Annotated in this window: 19 protein-coding genes; 6 read left to right on the forward strand and 13 right to left on the reverse strand. The window is 69.6% G+C overall.

Annotated elements, in window-relative coordinates; all coding sequences use genetic code 11:
• Positions 1 to 86 precede the first annotated feature (86 nt).
• Both ACFVWD_RS03750 and ACFVWD_RS03755 read right to left on the reverse strand, forming a co-directional pair.
• Positions 87 to 2363, reverse strand: a complete 2277-nt coding sequence (locus ACFVWD_RS03750; RefSeq protein WP_389593772.1) for a tetratricopeptide repeat protein — start codon at positions 2361 to 2363, stop codon at positions 87 to 89.
• A 62-nt stretch (positions 2364 to 2425) separates the two neighbouring features.
• The gene (locus tag ACFVWD_RS03755; protein WP_389593773.1) at positions 2426 to 3283 is read right to left on the reverse strand and encodes an oxygenase MpaB family protein; all 858 of its coding nucleotides are present in this window, start codon (positions 3281 to 3283) and stop codon (positions 2426 to 2428) included.
• A gap of 9 nt (positions 3284 to 3292) precedes the next feature.
• Here ACFVWD_RS03755 and ACFVWD_RS03760 point away from each other — a divergent pair, with 9 nt between their 5' ends.
• Positions 3293 to 3940, forward strand: coding sequence for a hypothetical protein (locus tag ACFVWD_RS03760; protein ID WP_389593774.1), 648 nt, complete (start codon positions 3293 to 3295; stop codon positions 3938 to 3940).
• A 162-nt stretch (positions 3941 to 4102) separates the two neighbouring features.
• Here ACFVWD_RS03760 and ACFVWD_RS03765 read toward each other — a convergent pair whose 3' ends face one another.
• Complete coding sequence (locus ACFVWD_RS03765) at positions 4103 to 4771, reverse strand: NAD(P)-dependent oxidoreductase (protein ID WP_389593775.1); 669 nt, start codon at positions 4769 to 4771, stop codon at positions 4103 to 4105.
• A 216-nt stretch (positions 4772 to 4987) separates the two neighbouring features.
• On the opposite strand from ACFVWD_RS03765, the gene ACFVWD_RS03770 reads away from it, so the two are divergent.
• Positions 4988 to 5224, forward strand: coding sequence for a hypothetical protein (locus ACFVWD_RS03770; RefSeq protein ID WP_389593776.1), 237 nt, complete (start codon positions 4988 to 4990; stop codon positions 5222 to 5224).
• Between the two features lie 22 nt (positions 5225 to 5246).
• Complete coding sequence (locus ACFVWD_RS03775) at positions 5247 to 6206, forward strand: MBL fold metallo-hydrolase (RefSeq protein WP_389593777.1); 960 nt, start codon at positions 5247 to 5249, stop codon at positions 6204 to 6206.
• A gap of 18 nt (positions 6207 to 6224) precedes the next feature.
• Here the strand turns inward: ACFVWD_RS03775 and ACFVWD_RS03780 are convergent, their stop codons facing one another.
• Positions 6225 to 6683, reverse strand: coding sequence for a TetR/AcrR family transcriptional regulator C-terminal domain-containing protein (locus ACFVWD_RS03780; RefSeq protein WP_389593846.1), 459 nt, complete (start codon positions 6681 to 6683; stop codon positions 6225 to 6227).
• Entirely contained in the window at positions 6632 to 6796 is a 165-nt protein-coding gene (locus ACFVWD_RS03785; protein ID WP_389593850.1) for a hypothetical protein, read from the reverse strand. Before ACFVWD_RS03785 ends, ACFVWD_RS03780 begins: the two co-directional genes overlap by 52 nt.
• 228 nt (positions 6797 to 7024) lie before the next feature.
• Between ACFVWD_RS03785 and ACFVWD_RS03790 the strand changes: the two genes are divergently transcribed.
• Both ACFVWD_RS03790 and ACFVWD_RS03795 read left to right on the forward strand, forming a co-directional pair.
• Positions 7025 to 7810, forward strand: coding sequence for an MBL fold metallo-hydrolase (locus ACFVWD_RS03790; RefSeq protein ID WP_389593778.1), 786 nt, complete (start codon positions 7025 to 7027; stop codon positions 7808 to 7810).
• A gap of 24 nt (positions 7811 to 7834) precedes the next feature.
• The gene (locus ACFVWD_RS03795) at positions 7835 to 7987 is read left to right on the forward strand and encodes an alcohol dehydrogenase catalytic domain-containing protein (protein ID WP_389593847.1); all 153 of its coding nucleotides are present in this window, start codon (positions 7835 to 7837) and stop codon (positions 7985 to 7987) included.
• A 282-nt stretch (positions 7988 to 8269) separates the two neighbouring features.
• Here ACFVWD_RS03795 and ACFVWD_RS03800 read toward each other — a convergent pair whose 3' ends face one another.
• Together ACFVWD_RS03800 and ACFVWD_RS03805 are read right to left on the reverse strand one after the other, a co-directional pair.
• Positions 8270 to 9025: a hypothetical protein gene (locus ACFVWD_RS03800; RefSeq protein WP_389593779.1), complete on the reverse strand. Its 756-nt coding sequence runs from the start codon at positions 9023 to 9025 to the stop codon at positions 8270 to 8272.
• On the reverse strand, positions 8952 to 9512 hold the full coding sequence (locus ACFVWD_RS03805) for a flavodoxin domain-containing protein (RefSeq protein WP_389593780.1): 561 nt from the start codon (positions 9510 to 9512) through the stop codon (positions 8952 to 8954). Before ACFVWD_RS03805 ends, ACFVWD_RS03800 begins: the two co-directional genes overlap by 74 nt.
• A gap of 470 nt (positions 9513 to 9982) precedes the next feature.
• Between ACFVWD_RS03805 and ACFVWD_RS03810 the strand changes: the two genes are divergently transcribed.
• Positions 9983 to 10857 (forward strand): IS5 family transposase gene (locus tag ACFVWD_RS03810; RefSeq protein ID WP_389593781.1). Its coding sequence is split into 2 segments (ribosomal slippage): positions 9983 to 10376 and positions 10376 to 10857, totalling 876 coding nucleotides; the frame shifts between segments, so codons are not numbered across the junction.
• 197 nt (positions 10858 to 11054) lie between these two features.
• Here the strand turns inward: ACFVWD_RS03810 and ACFVWD_RS03815 are convergent.
• From ACFVWD_RS03815 to ACFVWD_RS03840, 6 genes are all read right to left on the reverse strand, one after another.
• On the reverse strand, positions 11055 to 11435 hold the full coding sequence (locus tag ACFVWD_RS03815) for a hypothetical protein (protein WP_389593782.1): 381 nt from the start codon (positions 11433 to 11435) through the stop codon (positions 11055 to 11057).
• A gap of 211 nt (positions 11436 to 11646) precedes the next feature.
• Positions 11647 to 13428, reverse strand: coding sequence for an RICIN domain-containing protein (locus ACFVWD_RS03820; protein ID WP_389593783.1), 1782 nt, complete (start codon positions 13426 to 13428; stop codon positions 11647 to 11649).
• Positions 13429 to 13564: 136 nt separating this feature from the next.
• On the reverse strand, positions 13565 to 15322 hold the full coding sequence (locus ACFVWD_RS03825) for an amylo-alpha-1,6-glucosidase (protein WP_389593784.1): 1758 nt from the start codon (positions 15320 to 15322) through the stop codon (positions 13565 to 13567).
• A 54-nt stretch (positions 15323 to 15376) separates the two neighbouring features.
• The gene (locus ACFVWD_RS03830) at positions 15377 to 16198 is read right to left on the reverse strand and encodes a carbohydrate ABC transporter permease (RefSeq protein ID WP_389593785.1); all 822 of its coding nucleotides are present in this window, start codon (positions 16196 to 16198) and stop codon (positions 15377 to 15379) included.
• Positions 16195 to 17160 (reverse strand): carbohydrate ABC transporter permease, encoded by a 966-nt coding sequence (locus ACFVWD_RS03835; RefSeq protein WP_389593786.1) that lies wholly within the window; start codon positions 17158 to 17160, stop codon positions 16195 to 16197. The genes ACFVWD_RS03830 and ACFVWD_RS03835 overlap by 4 nt, the downstream gene beginning before the upstream one ends.
• A gap of 20 nt (positions 17161 to 17180) precedes the next feature.
• Positions 17181 to 18446 carry an extracellular solute-binding protein gene (locus ACFVWD_RS03840; protein WP_389593787.1) on the reverse strand — a complete coding sequence of 422 codons (1266 nt, stop codon included), beginning with the start codon at positions 18444 to 18446 and terminating at the stop codon, positions 17181 to 17183.
• Between the last annotated feature and the right edge of the window lie 75 nt (positions 18447 to 18521).

The raw sequence follows: 18521 nt of genomic DNA on the forward strand, positions 1-18521 counted from the left end.
CGCGGGCGGGGCCGCCCGGAAGCCGTCCGCCGTATGGCCGGTACCGCCGCTCGAACCGGGCGAGCGCAACCCTGCACGAGAGCCCCTCAGCCTCCCCCTGCCGCCCGCTGCTGGCGTAACGCCGCCACCCTCCGGTACAACTCCACCGCTTCCTGGCCCCGGCCCAGTTGCTCCAGGCAGTGTGCCTCGTCGTTGCGGCTGGCCAGGGCGTCGGGGTGGTCGGGGCCGAGGACGCGTGCGCGGGCGGTGGCGACGCCCCGGTACTCGGTGAGGGCGTCGGACCAGCGGCCCAGCCAGCCGAGGCCGACCGCGACCTCGCGGCGGCTGACGAGGGTGTCCGGGTGGTCGGGGCCGAGGACGCGCTCGCGGATCGCCCACACGTCGCGGGACTCGGCGAGCGCCTCCTCCCAGCGCCCCATCCGGCCCAGGTTGACGCCGAGACCGTGCCGGGCGCGCAGGGTCTCGGGGTGGGCGGGGCCGTGCACCCGGGTGCGGTCGTCGATCAGGTCCCGGTACAGCTCCAGGGCCTGCGCGCTGCGGCCGAGCCGGCCGAGGCTGATGCCGACCTCGTAGCGGGCGGAGAGGGTGTCCGGGTGGTCGGGGCCAAGGGCCTGGGCCCGTGCCTCGGCCACTTCCCGGTAGGTCCCCAACGCCTCGGGCCAGTGTCCCAACTGACCGAGCGCGTACGCGACTTCGTACCGTGTCACGAGCGTGTCGGGGTGGTTCGCACCGAGCACCCGGGTCCGCGCGGCGGCGACCTCGCTCGCCATTCGGTACGAGTCCTCCAGCCGGCCCAGCCTGCTCAGGTTGAAGGCGAGGTTGTGGCGGCAGCGCAGGGTGTCGGGATGGTCGGGGCCCATGGCGCGCTCCCGGGCGGCGAGCACCTCGATGTACGCCTGGTGTGCCTCGAAGTGGCGGCCCAACTGGCCCAGCACGTACGCCATTTCCTGGCGTGCGGCCAGGGTGTCGGGATGGTCGGGGCCGAGCGCCCGCTCCCTGCCCTGGGCGACCCGCGCGTACTCGCGCAGCGCTTCGGCGGCGCGTCCGGTGCGGCTGAGGGTGAAGCCGACCTCGTAGCGGCTGGCGAGGGTGTCGGGGTGGTCGGGGCCGAGGACGTGCTCGCGTTCGGCGGCGACCGCGCGGTGCACCTCGCCCGCCTCGGTCCACCGGCCGAGCCGCCCGAGGCTCAGTCCGGCGTTGTGCCGGCCCGTCAGGGTGATGAGCAACTCCGGCGAGGGGGTCGGGCGTTCGACGCGCTCCGGCGCCTCCGGTACGGACGTGGCCGGGCGCGCCGTCCATTCGCCGGTCAGGCCCGCCGCCGCGTCCGGCAGGGCGCCGCCCAGTCCGGCACCGGTCGCCTTGTGGCCGGTGGTCATGCCCCGGGTCCAGGAGGGCAGCCGGGGTTCACGCGAGGCAGAGGGCGAGGAAGCCCTCCTCGACGGCTCCAGCATCCGCTGCTCGTGGGCGGGACGGCTCACCGCGGGGGACACGACCGTCGGCACGTACACCGGAGTCGTACGCCCCGTGCCGATCCGCCGGCCGAGCTCGCGCGCGTCCTGAGGGCGCCGCTCCGGCTCCTTGGCCAGCAGATCCAGGATGATCCGCTCGAAGTACTCGGGGAGCTCGGCGCGGTGGTGGCGCGGCGGCTCCGGAGGGGTGTCACGGTGGCCGACGAGGATCGCCCACGCGTCGTCCAGGTCGAACGGCGGTGCCCCGGTGGCGATTTCGTAGAGCACACATCCGAAGGAGTACAGATCACTGCGCTGGTCGACCTGGGCACCGCTGATCTGCTCCGGCGACATGTAGTGCGGGGTTCCCATCGCGATGCCGGTGCCGGTCAGCCGGGCCGTGAAGCCGATGTCGTGGCCCAGGCGCGCGATGCCGAAGTCGCAGATCTTCACCGTGCCGTCGGCCAGCCGCATGATGTTCGCGGGCTTCAGGTCGCGGTGCACGATGCCCTGTTGGTGGGTGTAGGCGAGGGCGCCGGACACCTGGTCGGCGATGTCGACGACATCGGCGACGGGGAGCGGATGCTGCTTGTTGTCCTCCAGGAGCTGGCTGAGGTTGCGGCCCTCCAGCAGCTCCATGACCAGGTACAGCACGCCCTCCGACTCGCCGAAGTCGTGCACCACGGTCACCCCGCGGTGTTGCAGCGCGGCAGCCACCCGGGCCTCGCGCCGGAATCTCTCCCGCAGCACTCGGGTGAACGACTGATCGTGGTGCGGGCCGAGCGGTTTGAGGCACTTCACGGCCACCTGTCGCCCCAGTGACTCGTCGCGGGCGCGCCACACCTCACCCATACCTCCCCGCCCGATCAGATCGAGCAGTCGGTACCGGCTCTGGATCAGCCTGGTCTCCACCATCTCGTGCGATCGCCCCCGTCGCTGCTCGCCGCGCCCTCCCCTGGCTCGTCCAGTATGGCGAGTTATCTGCCGACTTTGTACGGCGCCGGTCGGGAGCCGGGGCCGAGCCGCGCCATGGCCCGCAGAATGTGTTTGGGCGGGAGTAGCCAGCGCAGACGTGCGGGAACACAGCGCAGCACGGTGCCCGTGACACGCAGGCGCCGGGTCACCGCGGAGGGGGCTGGTGCGGGTCTGCCGTACAGCTCGTGGGCGTACGGCGGCAGAGCGGCGTACGCCAGATGCGCCACGCGCCGCCACAGCAGGGCGCGCGCCGGGACGAGCAGCGGGTGGGTCGGCGGGCGCGACAGGAAGTCGTCCACGTCCCGCGCCTCGGACCCGGCGGCGAGCTCCGGCAGCACCTTCTCGAAGTAGGCGGCCAACTCCGCCCGATTCGCCGGTACGTCGGCGGGGTCGAGGCCCACCAGGCGTGCGCTGACCCGGTGTTCGTCGATGTACCGGTCGGCGTGCGCGTCCGTCATCGGGAACCCCGAGCGGCGCAGGACGTGCAGATAGGAGTCGATCTCGGCGCAGTGCACCCACAGCAGCAGCTCGGGCTCGTCGATCCGATACCGCTCCCCCGTGTCCGGGTCGGTGGCCTTGAGCAGGGTGTGGATCTTCCGGACCCGGGCGCCGGCCTTCTCGGCGGCGTCGGTCGTACCGTACGTCGCCGTGCCGACGAAGTTCGCGGTGCGCATCAGGCGGCCCCAGGCGTCGCGCCGGAAGTCGGAATTCTGCATGACGCCCCGGACCGCGCGGGGGTGCAGGGCCTGGAGGTAGAGCGCGCGGATCCCGGCGACCCACATCATGGGGTCACCGTGCATCTGCCAGGTCACCGAGGAGGGGCCGAACAGTCCCTGGTCACCCGTGCGAAGCGCGTCCATCCTGTCAGTGTGACTCCTGGAGCTGCGGGAAACCATGCCGCACTCCGACCGGAGTGGGCCGCCGCCCACCCACCCGGCGGGAAGGGTGTTCCTGGTTCAGGCCTCGGCGACGACGAGGAGGTCGTCGATCGTGCCGGCCGGACGCTCGGATCCGGTTTTCACGACCACCCGCCATACTCCGGGGGCCAGGGACAGCTGGTTGAAGTAGCTGCCCCTGTTGTCCGGCAGGAGGCGAACAACAGGACCGAGCGCACCTCCGTCGGCTCCGAAGAACTCGGCACCCAGAACCAGGTCAGGCTGCTTCGCATCACTGACCAGCCTCCCGGCCCAGGCGAGAGACGCATCACCCAGCGCGCCGACAGACGGACCATCAGCTACGCCATCCGCAAACTCGACACCGCGCACGCCAGCGGGACCATCGGCGAGGTTCTGGACCTCATCGTCGTGATCAACGACTCCGTCTGGACCATGTACAGCATCGGCAACATGCTCGCCGGCACCGACAAACCCGACCGCGCCCAACGGTCACCCGACCCCTTCCGCGTCTGCTGCTCACGAGCCCAACGCGGCCTGCCCGTCGTCTTCCTCAACGACCTCCCGGGCGGAGCCGAACCCACAGCTCGCGGCTGGTTCACTTCGGGTACAGCGCATCCGTGAACCACCCCGGGCGCCGTCCGTCTCAACCACCTGGCTACGACGCGACCTCAGCCGCCGCATGGTCGAAGCCCCTCTCGTGTGACGGTCCCAGGGTGTCCCTCCCTGCACTCGATCGGCAGGGATTCCCACCGGCCGCGCGTAACGCCCCCATGAACGCCCCTCTCAAGCCGCGTGTTCCTGCGGCTTCCACCCCTTCTCGGTCGTGACCAGCACCCGCTGCCCGGCGAGGCCGCGGTCGCCGACGATCTCGACGAGGGCGCGCGCGACGTTCGCGAACGGGAGCGTGGGCAGGCCGGGGACCCTGGCGACCCGATCGAGGAGCTTGACCGTGGCGGCGGGTGCGGCAGGGGCCTCCTTGAGGTTGACCGGGTGGACGATCGTCCAGTTCAGGCCGCTCACGGGCAGACTCTTCTCCGAGAGCTCCTTGTCCTTGAAGATCGCGGCGACGACCGTGCGGTAGACCAGCCGCGCGAGGAACGACGCCTTCGTCGCCGTGTCCCCGACCCCGAACGCGGAGACGAGCACGAACCTCTCGACACCGGCGTCCTGCGCCGCGGCGGTGACGACCGGCAGGGTGCGCCGCATCAGGTCGATGGGCTTCTTCGCACGCAGGGCGACCCCGATGGCCGAGATCACGGCGTCGCTGCCGGCGAATGCCTTCGCCATCGCGGCCCGGTCGTCGAGGGAACCCCGCACGACGGTCAGCCCCGACCGCGGCTGCACCGCGTCGGGGTTGCGGACGTAGGCCACGACCTCATGCCCCTGGGACAGCCCCTCCTTCACGACGTGTGAGCCGATGTTGCCGGTGGCACCCAGTACGACGATCTTCATGATTCTTCTCCTCCTCGGCGGACCTACTCGCATGACCGATCGCTCCGACCTCGCTCGATCCTTGACAGACTTACGCCATAAGCATTCTGCTGAACCAACCTTACGGCATAAGTCATCGCCTTCGGGTCGGAGCCCCTCCTCACCGGCACGGCACCCGAAGACCGCAACTTCAACACCCGCGCGATGGAGGTCGCCGCCCACTGACCAAAGCTCCCGGTGGCGGGTTACTCCGTCGCCCCTCCCGGACCGACCGACCCTGGCGGCCTCTTCCTACGGGGCTGCGGATTCGGTTCCGCAGGGGCCGCGGCCATCCGGCCGGACGGATACGTCGGCCGGCGGTCGGCCGGCGCGACGACGAATCCCGGCAAGGAGCCCACGTTGGCGATCGAGCAGATCATCGGCCACGGTGAGTACCGGCAGGACATCATCTACATTGTCCGGCCGGTCACTTGAGCGAGGAAGGCGAGGGAGAGGCATGGAGATAGACACCAAACGCCGCAAACCGGGCGTGATGGCTGTGCTGCAAGGCCTTCGCGCACCCGGCCTCGCCCCCTGGACGCACCTGTACGAGCCACCGGCGCCGCTGCGACCGGGGACGCCGCACACCGTGTTCCTCGGCGTGTCCACGATCCTGATCGGCGACGGTGACACCGCGATCCTCACCGACGGGTTCTTCAGCCGTCCCGGACTGCTGCGCGTGCGGTTCGGCCGGGTGCGACCCGACCGCGCCCGCATCACCGCGGCCCTGCGCCGGGCCGGTATCGATCGCCTCGACGCCGTGTTCGTCGTCCACTCGCACTACGACCACGCCCTGGACGCCCCCGAGGTGGCCGCGGCCACCGGCGCCCGTCTCATCGGCTCCGCCTCGACCCGCAACATCGCCGCCGGGCACGGCTTCCCCGACGATCGCTTCCAACTGGCCGTCACCGGCGAGCCGTTCACGATCGGGCGCTTCACACTCACCGCCCTGCCCGCCCGGCACAGCCCGGGCGACCTGGCCCCCGGCCGGATCGACCGCCCCCTGAGCCCTCCAGCCCGCGCCACGGACTATCGGACCGGCGACTGCTACACCCTCCATGTCCGCCACGGCGAACGCGAACTCCTCGTCCACGCCAGCGCCCACAGCCTGCCCGGCGCTCTCGGCGGCCGTCGCGCCGACACCGTGTTCCTGGGGATCGGCGCGCTCGGCAAGCAGGACGAGGCATTCCGGGAGGAGTACTGGGACCGGCTGGTCACGAGTACGGGCGCCCGGCGCGTCGTGCCCGTTCACTGGGACGACTTCACCCGCCCCCTCGACCGGCCGCTGCGGCCCTTCCCCGCCTTCTTCGACGACTTCACGGCCACCATGAGCTTCCTGACCCGCAAGGCCGAACGCACGGGAGTCGCCCTGGCCCTGCCCGTGGTGGGTCAACGGGCCGACCCCTGGCCGTCCTGACCCGGACGCTCCGGTGGCTCAACCCGCCGCGTCGACGCGGCGGCGCACCCCGTCGACGAAGAGTTCCAGCCCGAACTCCATCTCGGCCTCGTGATCGCAGAACGCCAGGTCGGCCGCCACGGCCGCCACGGCTGCCACTGCTGCCACTGCTGCCACTGCTGCCACTGCGGGCAACCCGCTCTTGACGAGGTCCCGCTCCCGACCGGCGACGACACCCGGGATGGCACCGGCGTAGGTAGGCGCCGAGCCGACCTCACGGGCGAGGGTCCCGTTCAGGAAGGCGATGAAGGCCCGCAGGACGTGCACGGCGGCGGCTCCCTCCAGGCCGGCCCGGACCGGCACGCGCAGCGCGGCCTCGGCGACCGGCATGGCGACGGAGGCGTTCAGACGCCGAGGCAGAACCAGGGTCGCGGAGTGCGGATACTTCAGGGCGGCGACGCGGAAGGCGCAGCGAGCCCGCGCAGTCCGTCCTGCCAGGACATGGCGTCCATGTCGGGAATCTCGATGCCCTGCCGGATCACGTGCGCCTTGGCGTCGAGCACATCGGTCTTGTCGTCGACCTTGTCGTCGACGTAGTTGTACAGCGACATGGTCCGCACCCCGACCGCCACCGCGATCTTGTGGAGCGACTGCTTCTCGAAGCGTATGCCCGAGCGGAGAACCGTCCCATCTGCGGTTGGCGCATTGACAGAACTTATATCGTAAGTCTAACTTGAGGGAAGGTGAACATACGACGTAAGTGTCGGTCGGCGTCCACGCGCGACCGCGGCCGGGCCGATCAGCAGCCACCCGCCCTCGCACCTCCAAGGAAACCCGCCATGAAAGTCCACCACCTCAACTGCGGCACCATGCAGCCGCCCGGCGCCCGCCTCGTCTGCCACGTCCTGCTGATCGAGACCGCGAACGGCCTGGTCCTCGTCGACTCCGGCTACGGCCTCGACGACATCGCCGACCCCAAGCGGCGCGTCGGACCGGCACGCCACTTCGTCCGGCCGGTGTTCGACCCCGACGAAACCGCCGCCCGGCAGGTCGAGAAGCTCGGATTCCGGCGGGACGACGTCCGCCACATCGTGCTCACCCACTTCGACGCCGACCACATCGGCGGCCTCTCCGACTTCCCTCACGCCCAGGTCCACCTCACTGCGGACGAGGCGCGCGGAGCCGTCCATTCCCCCTCCTGGCGGGAGCGGATCCGCTACAGCTCAGCGCAGTGGGCACACGGCCCAAAGCTCGTCGAGCACCGTCCCGACGGTGAGAATTGGCGCGGGTTCGCAGCGGCCAAGGAACTCGACACGATCGCTCCCGGCATCGTCCTGATCGCTCTCCCCGGCCACACGCGCGGCCACGCCGCCGTGGCTGTCGACGCCGGTACGCGCTGGGTGCTGCACGCCGGTGACGCCTTCTACCACCACGGCACCCTCGACGGCCGCTCCCCCGTCCCCGTCTCCCTGCGCGGCATGGAGACCGTCGTCGGCTTCGACCTGAAGAAGGTCCGCGACAACCACGCCCGCCTCGCCGAGCTGTACCGGCGCGCCGATCCCGAACTCACGATCATCAGCGCCCACGACCCGATCCTGTACGAGAAGGCGCGCACGAGCGCGTAGCGAGGAGGAGTCGGCGTGACGAGCATGCGGGCGGTACGACTGCACTTCCCGAGCCGTGAGCTGCGGGTGGAGAAGGTTCCCCGGCCCGTCCCCGGCCCGGGAGAGGTCCTGGTCAAGGTGGAGGCGGCGGGCGTGTGCGTGTCCGACGTGCACCTGCTCTCGGGAGAGTTCGGATGACTGCTGGGGCAGCACACCGAGCCATCGGTCCTGGAACACGAGGTGGCCAGCAGCATCGCCGGACCCAGCCCGGCCGGGGACCGCATCGTGCTCCAGACGGCAGAGCAGCGCGACGGGCTTCGAGTTCGCCTTCGACTTCGCCGGCGTCGACGCCGTACGCGAGCAGGCGCTGTCCGTGCTCGGCCGGTCCGGGAAGCTGGTCCTGGTCGGGCTGAGCGGCACCCCGGTCACCATCGTCGACAGCACCGCGTTCAGCGCCCGCGAGCTGCAGATCCTGGGCCCCTACGGCTCCGACGAGGCCGCGGTGCCCCAGCTCATCCGTCCGATGGAGGCGGGCCGGCTGGACTTCGCTCCCGCCTCCTCGGCAAGCAGGTAGTCCGCGTCGGGCGCGTCGCAGCCGAAGTAGCAGAGCGCCGGGGCGAGTCGGGCTCCCGACTCGGCGAGCCCAAGGCGGTCGGCGATCGCTCCGCGGAACGGAGCGAGCCCGGTACCGGCGGCGATCACGATCACCGGGGTGCGGTCGTCATGCGTGATGCGGAAGGCCTCGCGGCAGGGCTGGCGACGGGCCAGTACGACATCACCGACGCGTACGGTGTTCAGGTGCCTGGAGCCGGTGCCCGGGTGGGTTCCGCGTCCCGAGCGGGCCGGTGCCTCCAGCAACGAGACAATCAGGTCCACGTGGCCCGAGGCGGTGGACTGCGAGGAGGAGACCGAGTAGGTACGCGGACGGATCGGCGGGAGCAGGTCGAGGACGAAACCGTCCGGACGGGGGCGTGTGGACGCGATGTTGAGGACGGTGTCGAGGTCGGCGTCCAGCAGCTTGGCGGCCCGCTCGACCAGGGCCGGATCGTTGGCGGGCAGCACAGCCAGGTGGTCCGCGGTCCGGTAGGTCTGCCCCGGCGGGAGCACCACCCGCACGAACCGCTTGACGCGCGGGTAGGAGGGCTCGCTCAGGCTCCTGGCCTCAGTGACGTTCAGCTCGGTCACGCCGTGGCGGGCGGCCAAGGCGTCCAGCGGGCCGCCGATCACCTCGGTCACGAGATATCCGGAGCTCTCCACGGCAGCGGCAGCCGCCCCGACGGACACCGAGTCCCCCGGCGCACTTCAGGAGGGCGGTGCACATCCGGTCCGTGAACTGCCTTACGGCACCCGCGAGATCACCGGACGCGTCGCCCTCGGCGCGCTCCAGCAACCGGGTGCCGCCGAGTTCGGCGAGCCGTCGGTCGATGAGGGTGGGGATGTGCTGGTAGGAGGCTGCCCAGTTGCGGTCGCCGATGCCCAGGACGGCGTAGGTGACGCCGTCCGCCGTGTCGGGTTCGGCGGTCTCCAGCCGCCGTACGAAGGCGGCCGCGTCGTCGGTGAGCTGCCCGTTGCAGGAGGCGGCCGTGACGATCAGGGGAGGGCCGACGGGCAGTGCGCCGACGTACGCGTCGAGCGGGGCAATCTCGGTGTGGCGGCGCCCAACTCCCCTGCGGCGAAGGCCAGTCGGCCCGCGAAGTCGCGGCAGGCACCGTTTCTGGGACACCGCCGCCCAGCAGCTCCTGGTCGGCGAGATCCCCACGACCGGCGACGAGATCCTTTCCGTTTTCCTTCAGCCGGGACAACGGCACGTTGTACGTCTCCGGTCCGCACGTCCCGCTGGCGAGCCATCCCATCTCCTCGGAACAGGCGGTGAAGCGTCTCTGCACACGCATGGGCTTCGGCGGCCTTTCACGGGCCGACTGGAAGGCGTACGTGCCGGACGTGCCGTACCGACCGGTCTGCGGCCGGCCGCTCGTCGCGACCGGCGACGGACGGTCGAGTCGTAGAACTGGTTGGGCAATACGTACGACGGCACGGTCAACAACAACGCCTGTCGGCCCGTGAAGCAGATGGGAATCCGTGAAGCGTGCGGTCAGCCCTTGCCGAGCAGCCGCCAGATCTGGTTCTTCTTGGTGCTCAGCGCGCTAGGGCGTGTGGCGAAAGTGGATCTTGGTCGTGAGATGATCTTGGTTCGTGGCGCGTGGAGATCTGACAGACGAGCAATGGGCAGTGCTGGAGCCGCTGTTGCCCAAGGGCAAGAAGCCCGGCCGACCGCCGATATGGACAAGACGGCAGCTGATCGACGGCATACGGTTCCGGGTCCGCACCGGCGTCCCGTGGCGGGACATGCCGCAGCAGTACGGGCCGTGGGGCCGGGTGTACGACTTGTTCCGGCGCTGGCAGCGGGACGGCACCTGGCATCGGATCTTCACCGAATTGCAGGCCCGCGCCGACGCCGAAGACCTGATTACCTGGGACCTCAGCGTCGACTCGACAATCGTCCGAGCCCACCAGCATGCCGCCGGGGCTCGGAAAGGGGGGCTCTGCAGAAGGAGCCGCCCGGAGGCGTCGCGGTCGAACCGGCCGACCACGGACTCGGCCGGTCGCGCGGCGGCCTGACCACCAAGCTGCACCTGGCTGTGGAGCAGCGGCAAAAGCCCATGGCGGTCGTCATCACGGCCGGGCAGCGGGGTGACTCCCCCCAGTTCGAAGTCGTCCTGGGCCTCGTGCGGGTTCCTCGCCTCGGTCCTGGCAGGCCCCGCACCCGGCCGAGGCGGGTCCGCGCGGACAGGGCGTACGCCTCCCGTGCAAACCGCTCCTACCTGCGGCGACGCGGCATCCGCTGCACCATCCCGGACAAGGCTGACCAGGCACGCAACCGTAAGAAGCGCGGCTCGTCCGGTGGCCGGCCGCCGAAGTTCGACCCCGTCGACTACCGCGAGCGGCACGCGGTCGAGTGCGGCATCAATCGCCTCAAGAGGCACCGGGCCGTGGCCACGAGGTACGACAAGTTGGCGGTCCGCTACGAGGCGACCGTCCTCGTAGCGGCCATCAATGAGTGGCTGTAACCATCTGCGCGGCGTGATGGTCGGTGGTCCTCGTGCTGGGCTGCGGCTACTGCGAGAGCACCGGCAACTCTGTGTGTGGAACGGGCTGGGACGGCCACTGCCGGCCACCGCCACGGCCAGCGGAGGCGGGCCGTGCCAGGCGTGGTTGCAGGCCGTTTCCTTGAGGGCCAGTCCGGATCCACTCGTGACTGGGCCTTTCAGGGGCCATCAAGCTCGGATACTGCGTCCTCAAGCATGCCGGGCAGGACGTAGCCCTCGTCCTCGTCCCACGGGATCTCAACGTCCTCTATGTGCACGTGCCACTCGGCTCCTGGCAGAGCACGGCGCAACTCGGTCACAGAGTCCAGTACATGGCCGATCACGGGCAGCACTCGGCTTTCGATGAGCGGCAATTTGGTGGACCCGGCCACAATCTCGTCCGGCTCGCTCCAATCGCCCCTGTCGTATAGGCAGAGGTCTTCCTCGTCCTGGTACGGGAAGGACGACATGCGGGCCGCAGCGATGCGCTCGACGGCGGCTGTCTCAGCCTCCGTCAGTGGCACCGCCCTGCTCGCGCGGTAGTAGAGAGAGATGCTCATGGCCCCGAGCTTACAGAGGGCATGTGACAAGTCTGCCGAGCGGTGCACTCGGCCAGCCGTCAGCCGCCCTGCGGTGTGGCTGACGAGGCCTCCAGCAGTCACTACGTCGTCGGGGACTGTGCTGGGCGCATGTCGACGGACGCCACCTCGCAGTCGCAACGCGGTGCGACGCGTTCGCTGCCCGACATGAAGCCACCGTACTCGTCGCTGCCTACAACGAGTGGGTGAGGCCCGCGCTTTCGCAACAGACCCTAGCCGCGTCGCAGGTCCACTGGTGGATCTTCGCGCCGGCGGTGGTCGACACATTGCTGACGTCGACGCATTTGTCGCTGTGGACAGCGACGAGTTGGTAGTCCTGGCTGTTGCCGAGCGCGGTGACGGGGTTGAGCATGAACTGCTGGTTGGTGGCGCCGTTGCAGGTGTACTGGATGACGGCTGCGCCGTTGTCGATGGAGGCACCGGAGACGTCCAGGCACTTGCCGCTGGTCTCGTTGACGACCGTATAGGTGTTTGTCTTGCCGCTGACCGGCTTGAAGTCGAGCATCTGCTGGTAGCCGCCCTCGCAGTAGTACTGCTGGTACTGGGTGCCGTTGGCGGTGCTGAGGTTGGTGTCGTCCAGGCACTGCCCGCTGTTCTGGCTGACGGCGACCGTGGAGAGGGCGGTGTTGGACGGGGGCAGCAGGGTGACGGTGTAGCCGTCCTTGGCGTTCGTCCACGGAAGGCTCACCGAGGCGGCGTTGCCGCTGACCGTGAGGGTGGTGTCGGCGATGGTCTGCGGACCGGTCACGGCGGCCCCGCTGTTGTACGGGATGCGCTGGACGACGGCGCGGACCTGGCTGTTCTCCACGACGGAGGTGGTGTTGAGCCCCGTCAGGTTGACGGTGACAGTGCCCGTGTTGCCGCTGCTGCCCAGCAGCACCTTGGCGTTGCCCGCGGAGTTGTCCTTGGTGGCCAGGCCGTCGGTGCCGCTGCCGGGCGTGAGCTTGACGATGTTGCCGGTCTGGGAGCCGTAGTAGCGGTACATGAACCACTCGCCGAGCGGCAGGTACTGGCCGGCGCTGTTCTTGGTGAGGAGGTTGGCCTCGTTGTCGTGCAGGCCGGTGCCGGAGGCCCAGTTGCCGCGCAGGCCGTCGGCGCCGGCCCGTTCAAGGCGGCCGATGAACCAGGCGCCGCCGCCCGGGGACTGCATGGACAGGGTGGCGTACTCATTGATCTGGTAGGCACGGGTGTTGGTCAACCCGGCTGCGGCGAGGGTGGAGTTGGCGCGGCCGACGTCGGTGGCGGGGTCGCCGGGTTCGTCGTGCCAGCTGTAGATGTCAGGGGCGACGTTGTTGGCCTTGACGTAGGTCAGATAGGTCGTCCACCAGCTGTTGGAGGAGTTGGGCTGGCCGGCGATGCTGGGGCCGACGATGAGCTGGGAGGGGAAAGCGGCGCGTACCTTGGCGTAGAAGCGCGACCGCATCTGCAGGTACTGCGTCTGCGACGCGCCCCAGAAGCCGCTGCCGTCGGGTTCGTTCCACAGGTCCCACTGGACGGTCATGTTGTTGGCCTTGACGTCACCGATGAGCTGGGTGACGAAGGCGTCGAATTGCGTCCAGTCGCCGTTGTCGCCGGGCCAGCCCTGGCTGGTGGTGCCGTCGGCGCCCCACAGGTCGTGCGGGAGGAGGACGAAGGTGCCGCCGAGGGCGGCGGTGCGCTTGTACTGGGCGAGGGTGGAGGCCCAGCGGGTCTGGTAGTCGGCGAGGCTGGTGGCGTAGCCGCCGCTGTTGAGCTGGGCGCCCCCGGCTCGCATGAAGTGCCACTTGATGTCCGTGAAGAAGTGGTCCTGGGGCAGCGAGCCGTCCGGGGTCATCCCGTAGATCATCCCCGAGGCGTGGTACGTGGGGGCGCCCCCGGCTGTGGAGAAGTCGACGGTGACGGAGGTGTCGGCGGCGTGGGCCGCGGTCCCGGGGAGGGTGACGGCGGCGAACGAGGCGAGCAGGGCCGTGATCACCGCGGTCCTGCGGCGACGGCCTCCCCAGGGGCCTGGTCTGCCGGTACGTCGGGGCGAGGATGCGTTGCGAGATATGCGCATGGTGCGGGTCTCCCGAAGGGGGTGCTGCCTGGGCGCGAGTCGCCCAGGTGGTCTGTCAGCCGCCGACGGCCTCGGCGGTCTCGGCGCGCCGGAGTTCGTGGGCCTCGGCGAGGAGGAGGTAGCTGCTGGCGGTCCAGGTGTAGGCGCGGTCGCGCAGGCCCGTGCCGGTCAGCGCGTCGAAGTTCTCCGCGAAACCCGAGGTCTCGCACAGGGCCCGGAAGCGGGCGCTGATCTCGTCCGCCAGTCGCTGGTGACCGGCGCGGCGCAGGCCGTCCTCGATCAGGACGGTGGCCGGGGCCCATATCGGGCCGCGCCAGTAGCCGTCGTCGCGGTAGTGCGGTGAGGCGGGCAGTTCGGTGGCCAGGCCGTAATCGGTCAGGTGTGTATCGATCCGGTCGGCCAGCGCCGCCGCCACGTCCTGCGGTAGGTGCTCGCCCAGCGCGATGGGCACCAGGTCGAGCAGGCTGGAACTGCTCCAGGTGTCGCCGCTGTGAACACCACGGGCGACGAACCGGTCGCCGGTCCACAACTGGTCGAGCATCGCCGCCTGGGTCGCGTCGGCCGTGCGCGTCCAGCGACGGGCGTCGTCGAATTGCCCCAACTCAGTTGCTACGTGTGCGAGTTCACGAAGCTGGAGAACGAGGAACGCGGCGAGATCGGCGCTGACGACGACACGCTCGGGGTCGAAGGTGGTGGCGTTGTCCCAGCCGCTGTCGTTGCCGTGCTGGTAGTGGGGAAGGGTGGCGCCGGGGGCTCGCCGCGCGGTGAGCCAGAAGTCGGTCCACCGTTCCAACCTGCGGTATGTCTCAGTCAGTTCAGCCCCGTCGAGCGGCTCGGGGAGTCGTCTGCGCAGATGACCGAGGGCCCAGCCGTGGATGGGCGGTTTGACGAAGTTGTAGAGGACCTCGGAGTGGGTGACCGAGTCGGGCAGGGCCCCGCTGGCGTCCTGGTGGTCGAACGGCAGCGCGAACTGGTCCCGGGCCAGCTCGGGCGAACCGGGGGCCAGGGCAAGGGCGTTGAAGCAGTGGTCCCAGCTCCAGACCTTGTCCATCCAGTGCTTGGACATCAGTACGGCGGGCCGGGTGACCAGGCCCGCCGGGCGCACAGTCGCGGACCACACCACATACGCGGCGAGTTCGGCGGCCGGGGTGTCCGGCGAACGCCAGGGCGCCACCGTGTCGACGAACGCCGCGAAGGAGCGCCGCGCGGTGGTGACCACCTCGTCGAACCTCGCCGAGGAGACGTACGGCGGTCGCGCCGTGTCGAGTTCCTCGACGGCGGCCTCCCAGGCTCCGTCGGCCGCTGCGGTGATCGTGACACCGCGGTCGGAGCCGCCCAGGGTCTGGGCGCCGGAGGCGTCGGCCAAGGCGCCGGACAGCACGGTGATCCGGTAGCGGCGCCCGGTCTCGTACGAGGTGAACACGTGCGCGTCGGCCGCCGGGTCGTGGAAGAAGTAGGTGCCGCTGAACGGAGTCAGAACCTGCGCTGCCGCACTGATGCTCAGGCCGAGACCGGTGCCGCGCAGCCGCACGGTGTCCGGCGACTCGTAGGCAAGGTCGACGCGCCCGCCGTCACCGGTCCAGCTGAGCAGACTCGGTGTCGCCTTTACGCGGGCCTCGGCCCTCTCGCCCGTCACCGGGTCGAGGGGGACGAGGCGCAGGACGGCGTGCATGCCGTTCTGGTGCGAGACGAGGTGGAGGTCCTCGGCGCGGGTCTTCTCCGCGAGCACGGGAGAGATGCCGAACCAGGATCCGTGCGTGCTGAACGGGATGTCGAGGACTGAGAAGGCCGGGCCGGAGGAGGCGGCGGTCATGGAAGCGGGACTCGTTTCTCAATAGGGTTGCCACGGCAGAAATGTGACGGAAGGTCAGTCCTTGACGGCGCCGGCCGTGACACCCGCGGCGACATACCGCTGGGCGAGGACGAGGATCACCGCGGTCGGCAGCGAGGCCACGACGGCGGTGGCCATGATGGCGTTCCACTCCTGGTTGTTGTTGCCGATGTAGTGGTAGATGCCGAGGGTGATGGGTTCGTGTGCGCCGCCGTTGGCGAGGGTGCTGGCGAAGACGAAGTCGGACCAGGACCACAGGAACGCGAAGAGCGACACCGTGACGATCGCGTTGCGGCTCATCGGCAGGACGATGGACCAGAAGGTGCGCAGGGTCCCGGCGCCGTCAGTCCTCGCGGCCTGGAGCAGTTCGCCGGGGATACCGGACATGAAGGCGGTGAAGATCAGTACGGCGAAGGGGACGGCCAGGGTCGAGTCCGCGACGATCAGACCGGGCACGGACTGGAGGAGGCCGAGGCTGAGGTAGATGGCGTAGAAGCCCATCGCCATGATGATCCCGGGGATCATCTGGGCGGCCAGGAGGACGAAGTTCAGGATTCCGCCGCCGCGCGGGCGCAGCTTGGCCAGTGCGAAACCGGCGGGCGCGGCCAGTGCCACGGTCAGCACGACGGTGCCCAGACCGATGACGAGGCTGGTGCCGAGGTAGGGCAACTGCTGGTCCAGGACGGCGCGGTAGCCCTCCAGGGTGCCGTTGACCGGGAACAGGTCCGGGGGCGACTTACGCATGTCCTGGTCGCGGGTGAAGGACACGTTCAGCATCCAGTAGACCGGGAAGAGCATGATCGCGGTCAGCAGCAGGCCGAGGCCGGTCTTCCACCACGTACGAGTGCGGCGGTTCATGACGTCCTCTGCTTTCGCTCGACCCGGACGTACACCAGGCCGAAGACCAGCGCCGCGACGACGAGCAGGTTACCGATGGCCGCGCCCGGGCCGAAGGCGGGGAGCAGATTGCCGAAGCCGAGCTGGTAGGACCAGGTGGCGAAGGTGGTGGACGAGTCCGCCGGGCCGCCCTTGGTCATGATCCAGATGATGTCGAAGACCTTGAGTGTGTAGACCAGGCCCAGGAGGAGAGTGATGGCGGAGACCGGGCGCAGCAGCGGGAAGGTGATGTGCCAGAACCGCTGCCAGGCGCCCGCACCGTCGAGGGCGGCGGCCTCGTACAGGCCGGCGGGGATGGACTGCAGACCGCTGTAGAGGACTACGAGGTTGAAGGGGACGCCGATCCAGGTGTTCGCGATGATCACTGACGTCAGCGACCAGTCCGGCGAGGTCAGCCAGTTCACCGGCCCGATGCCGACGGTGTGCAGGGCGGCGTTGACGACCCCGGAGTCGCTGTTGAGCATCCACGACCAGGTGGATGCCGACACGATGAGCGGCAGCAGCCAGGGCACCAGGAACAGGGCACGCAGTGTCGCGGAGAGCCGGAAGTGCTGGTTGAAGAAGACCGCGAGAGCCAGGCCGATGGCGTACTGGAAGAGCAGGCACACGGCGGTGAACACCACGGTGTGCACGAGTGCGGGGGCGAAGGTCGGGTCGTCGAAGACGGTCCGGTAGTTGCTCAGGCCCGTGAACGGGGCGTCGCCCTGGACGAAGGAACGGACCGTGTAGTTGCGCAGGCTCAGATCGAGGTTGCGATAGAGCGGATAGGCGTAGAAGAGGACGAGGTAGAGGATCACCGGGGCGAGGAACGCCCAGGCGGCCCACTGCGGGGAGACCTGGCGACGGCGTGCCGGGGACAGGGTGGCCGCCTCGTTCCGTTCGCGCACCGTCGGTCGGTCGGGCAGCTGTGTCGGGTGGTTCATCAACGAGTCTCGGCGGACTGTCACTTGACGGCAGCCTGGGCTGCGGCCAGCGCGTCCTTCGGCGACTTCGAGCCGCTGAGAGCGGACTGGACCGCCTTCCACAACTGCTCGGAGATCTTCGGGTATTTGGTGCCCAGGTCGTCGCTGGTGCGTCCCTTGGCCGCCTTGACCGCGTCGACCCAGGGCTTCAGCTCGGCGTTCGTCGTGGTCTGCTTGTCCTGGACCTCGGTGGTGGGTGCCACGTAGGACAGCGTTGTGTCGGTGTTGAGGAGGTTGTCGGTGCTGGTCAGGCAGGTCACGATCTTCTGAGACGTCGCGTAGCGGTCGGTCTCGCCCTGGACCGGGATGGTGACGAACTCACCGCCGGTCGGGGCGGCCGCGTTGCCGCCGTCGGCGGCGGGAACGGGGATGACCCCGTACTCGAAGCCGGCCTTCGCGGCGTTGGCGAGCTGCCAGGTGCCGTTCTCGCTGAACGCGTAGTCGCCGCTCGCGAACTCCTGCCAGCTGGTCGTCTGCGTGTTGTTGAGGACCGAGTTCGGGGCGTAGCCGCTCTTCAGCCAGTCCTTCCACAGCGACAGCGCGGAAACGGCCTGCCCGGAGTCGAGCACGGTCAGCTGGGCCCCCGATCCCCAGTACCAGGGCAGGAACTGGAAGGTGCCCTCCTCCGTGCCGATCGCTGAGAACGTAATGCCCTTCTTGCCCGCCTTCTTGACCTTCGCGAGCGCCGCCGTCAACGACTTCCAGTCCTTGACCGAGGCTATGTCCACCCCGGCCTGCTTCAGCACCTTCTTGTTGTAGTAGAGGGCCAGGGTGTTGGCACCGATCGGCGTGCCGTACGTCTTGCCGCCCGACTGTCCGGCCGCAAGGAGGTTGGAGTCCGCCTTCGAGGTGTCCAGCTTGTTGTCCTCGGTCGTGGTGAGGACGCCGGCCTCGGCCAGGGTCGACACCACCGGGTTGTCGACGATGAGGACGTCCGCGGAGTTGTCCTGCTGGGCAGCCAGCAGCGCCTTGTTCGCCAGGTCGCTGGTGTCGAACGCGGTCCGCTTGATCTTCACCCCGGCCTTGGTACCGCAGGCGTCGAGCAGCTTCGCCCACGCGGAGCTCTTGTCGAACTGCGGGTACGGGTCCCAGATGGTGTACGTGCCGCTGTCCTCCGCCTGCGAGGAGCCGCTTCCGCCGGAGGAGCACGCCGTGGTGCCCGTGGCGATGGCGACGACGGTCAGGGCCACGGCAGTGAAGCGCCGTCTGGCGGATGCGTTCGCGGATGTGTTCGCGGATGTGTTCATGGCGCGGTCCTCTTCGTTTTTGGCACAGGTGTGCCCGGGGAGGGGTGGCGTGAGGGTGTCGGGGCCTGCCGAGCG

This window comes from Streptomyces sp. NPDC058086 (assembly GCF_042885015.1).
Taxonomy (GTDB): domain Bacteria; phylum Actinomycetota; class Actinomycetes; order Streptomycetales; family Streptomycetaceae; genus Streptomyces.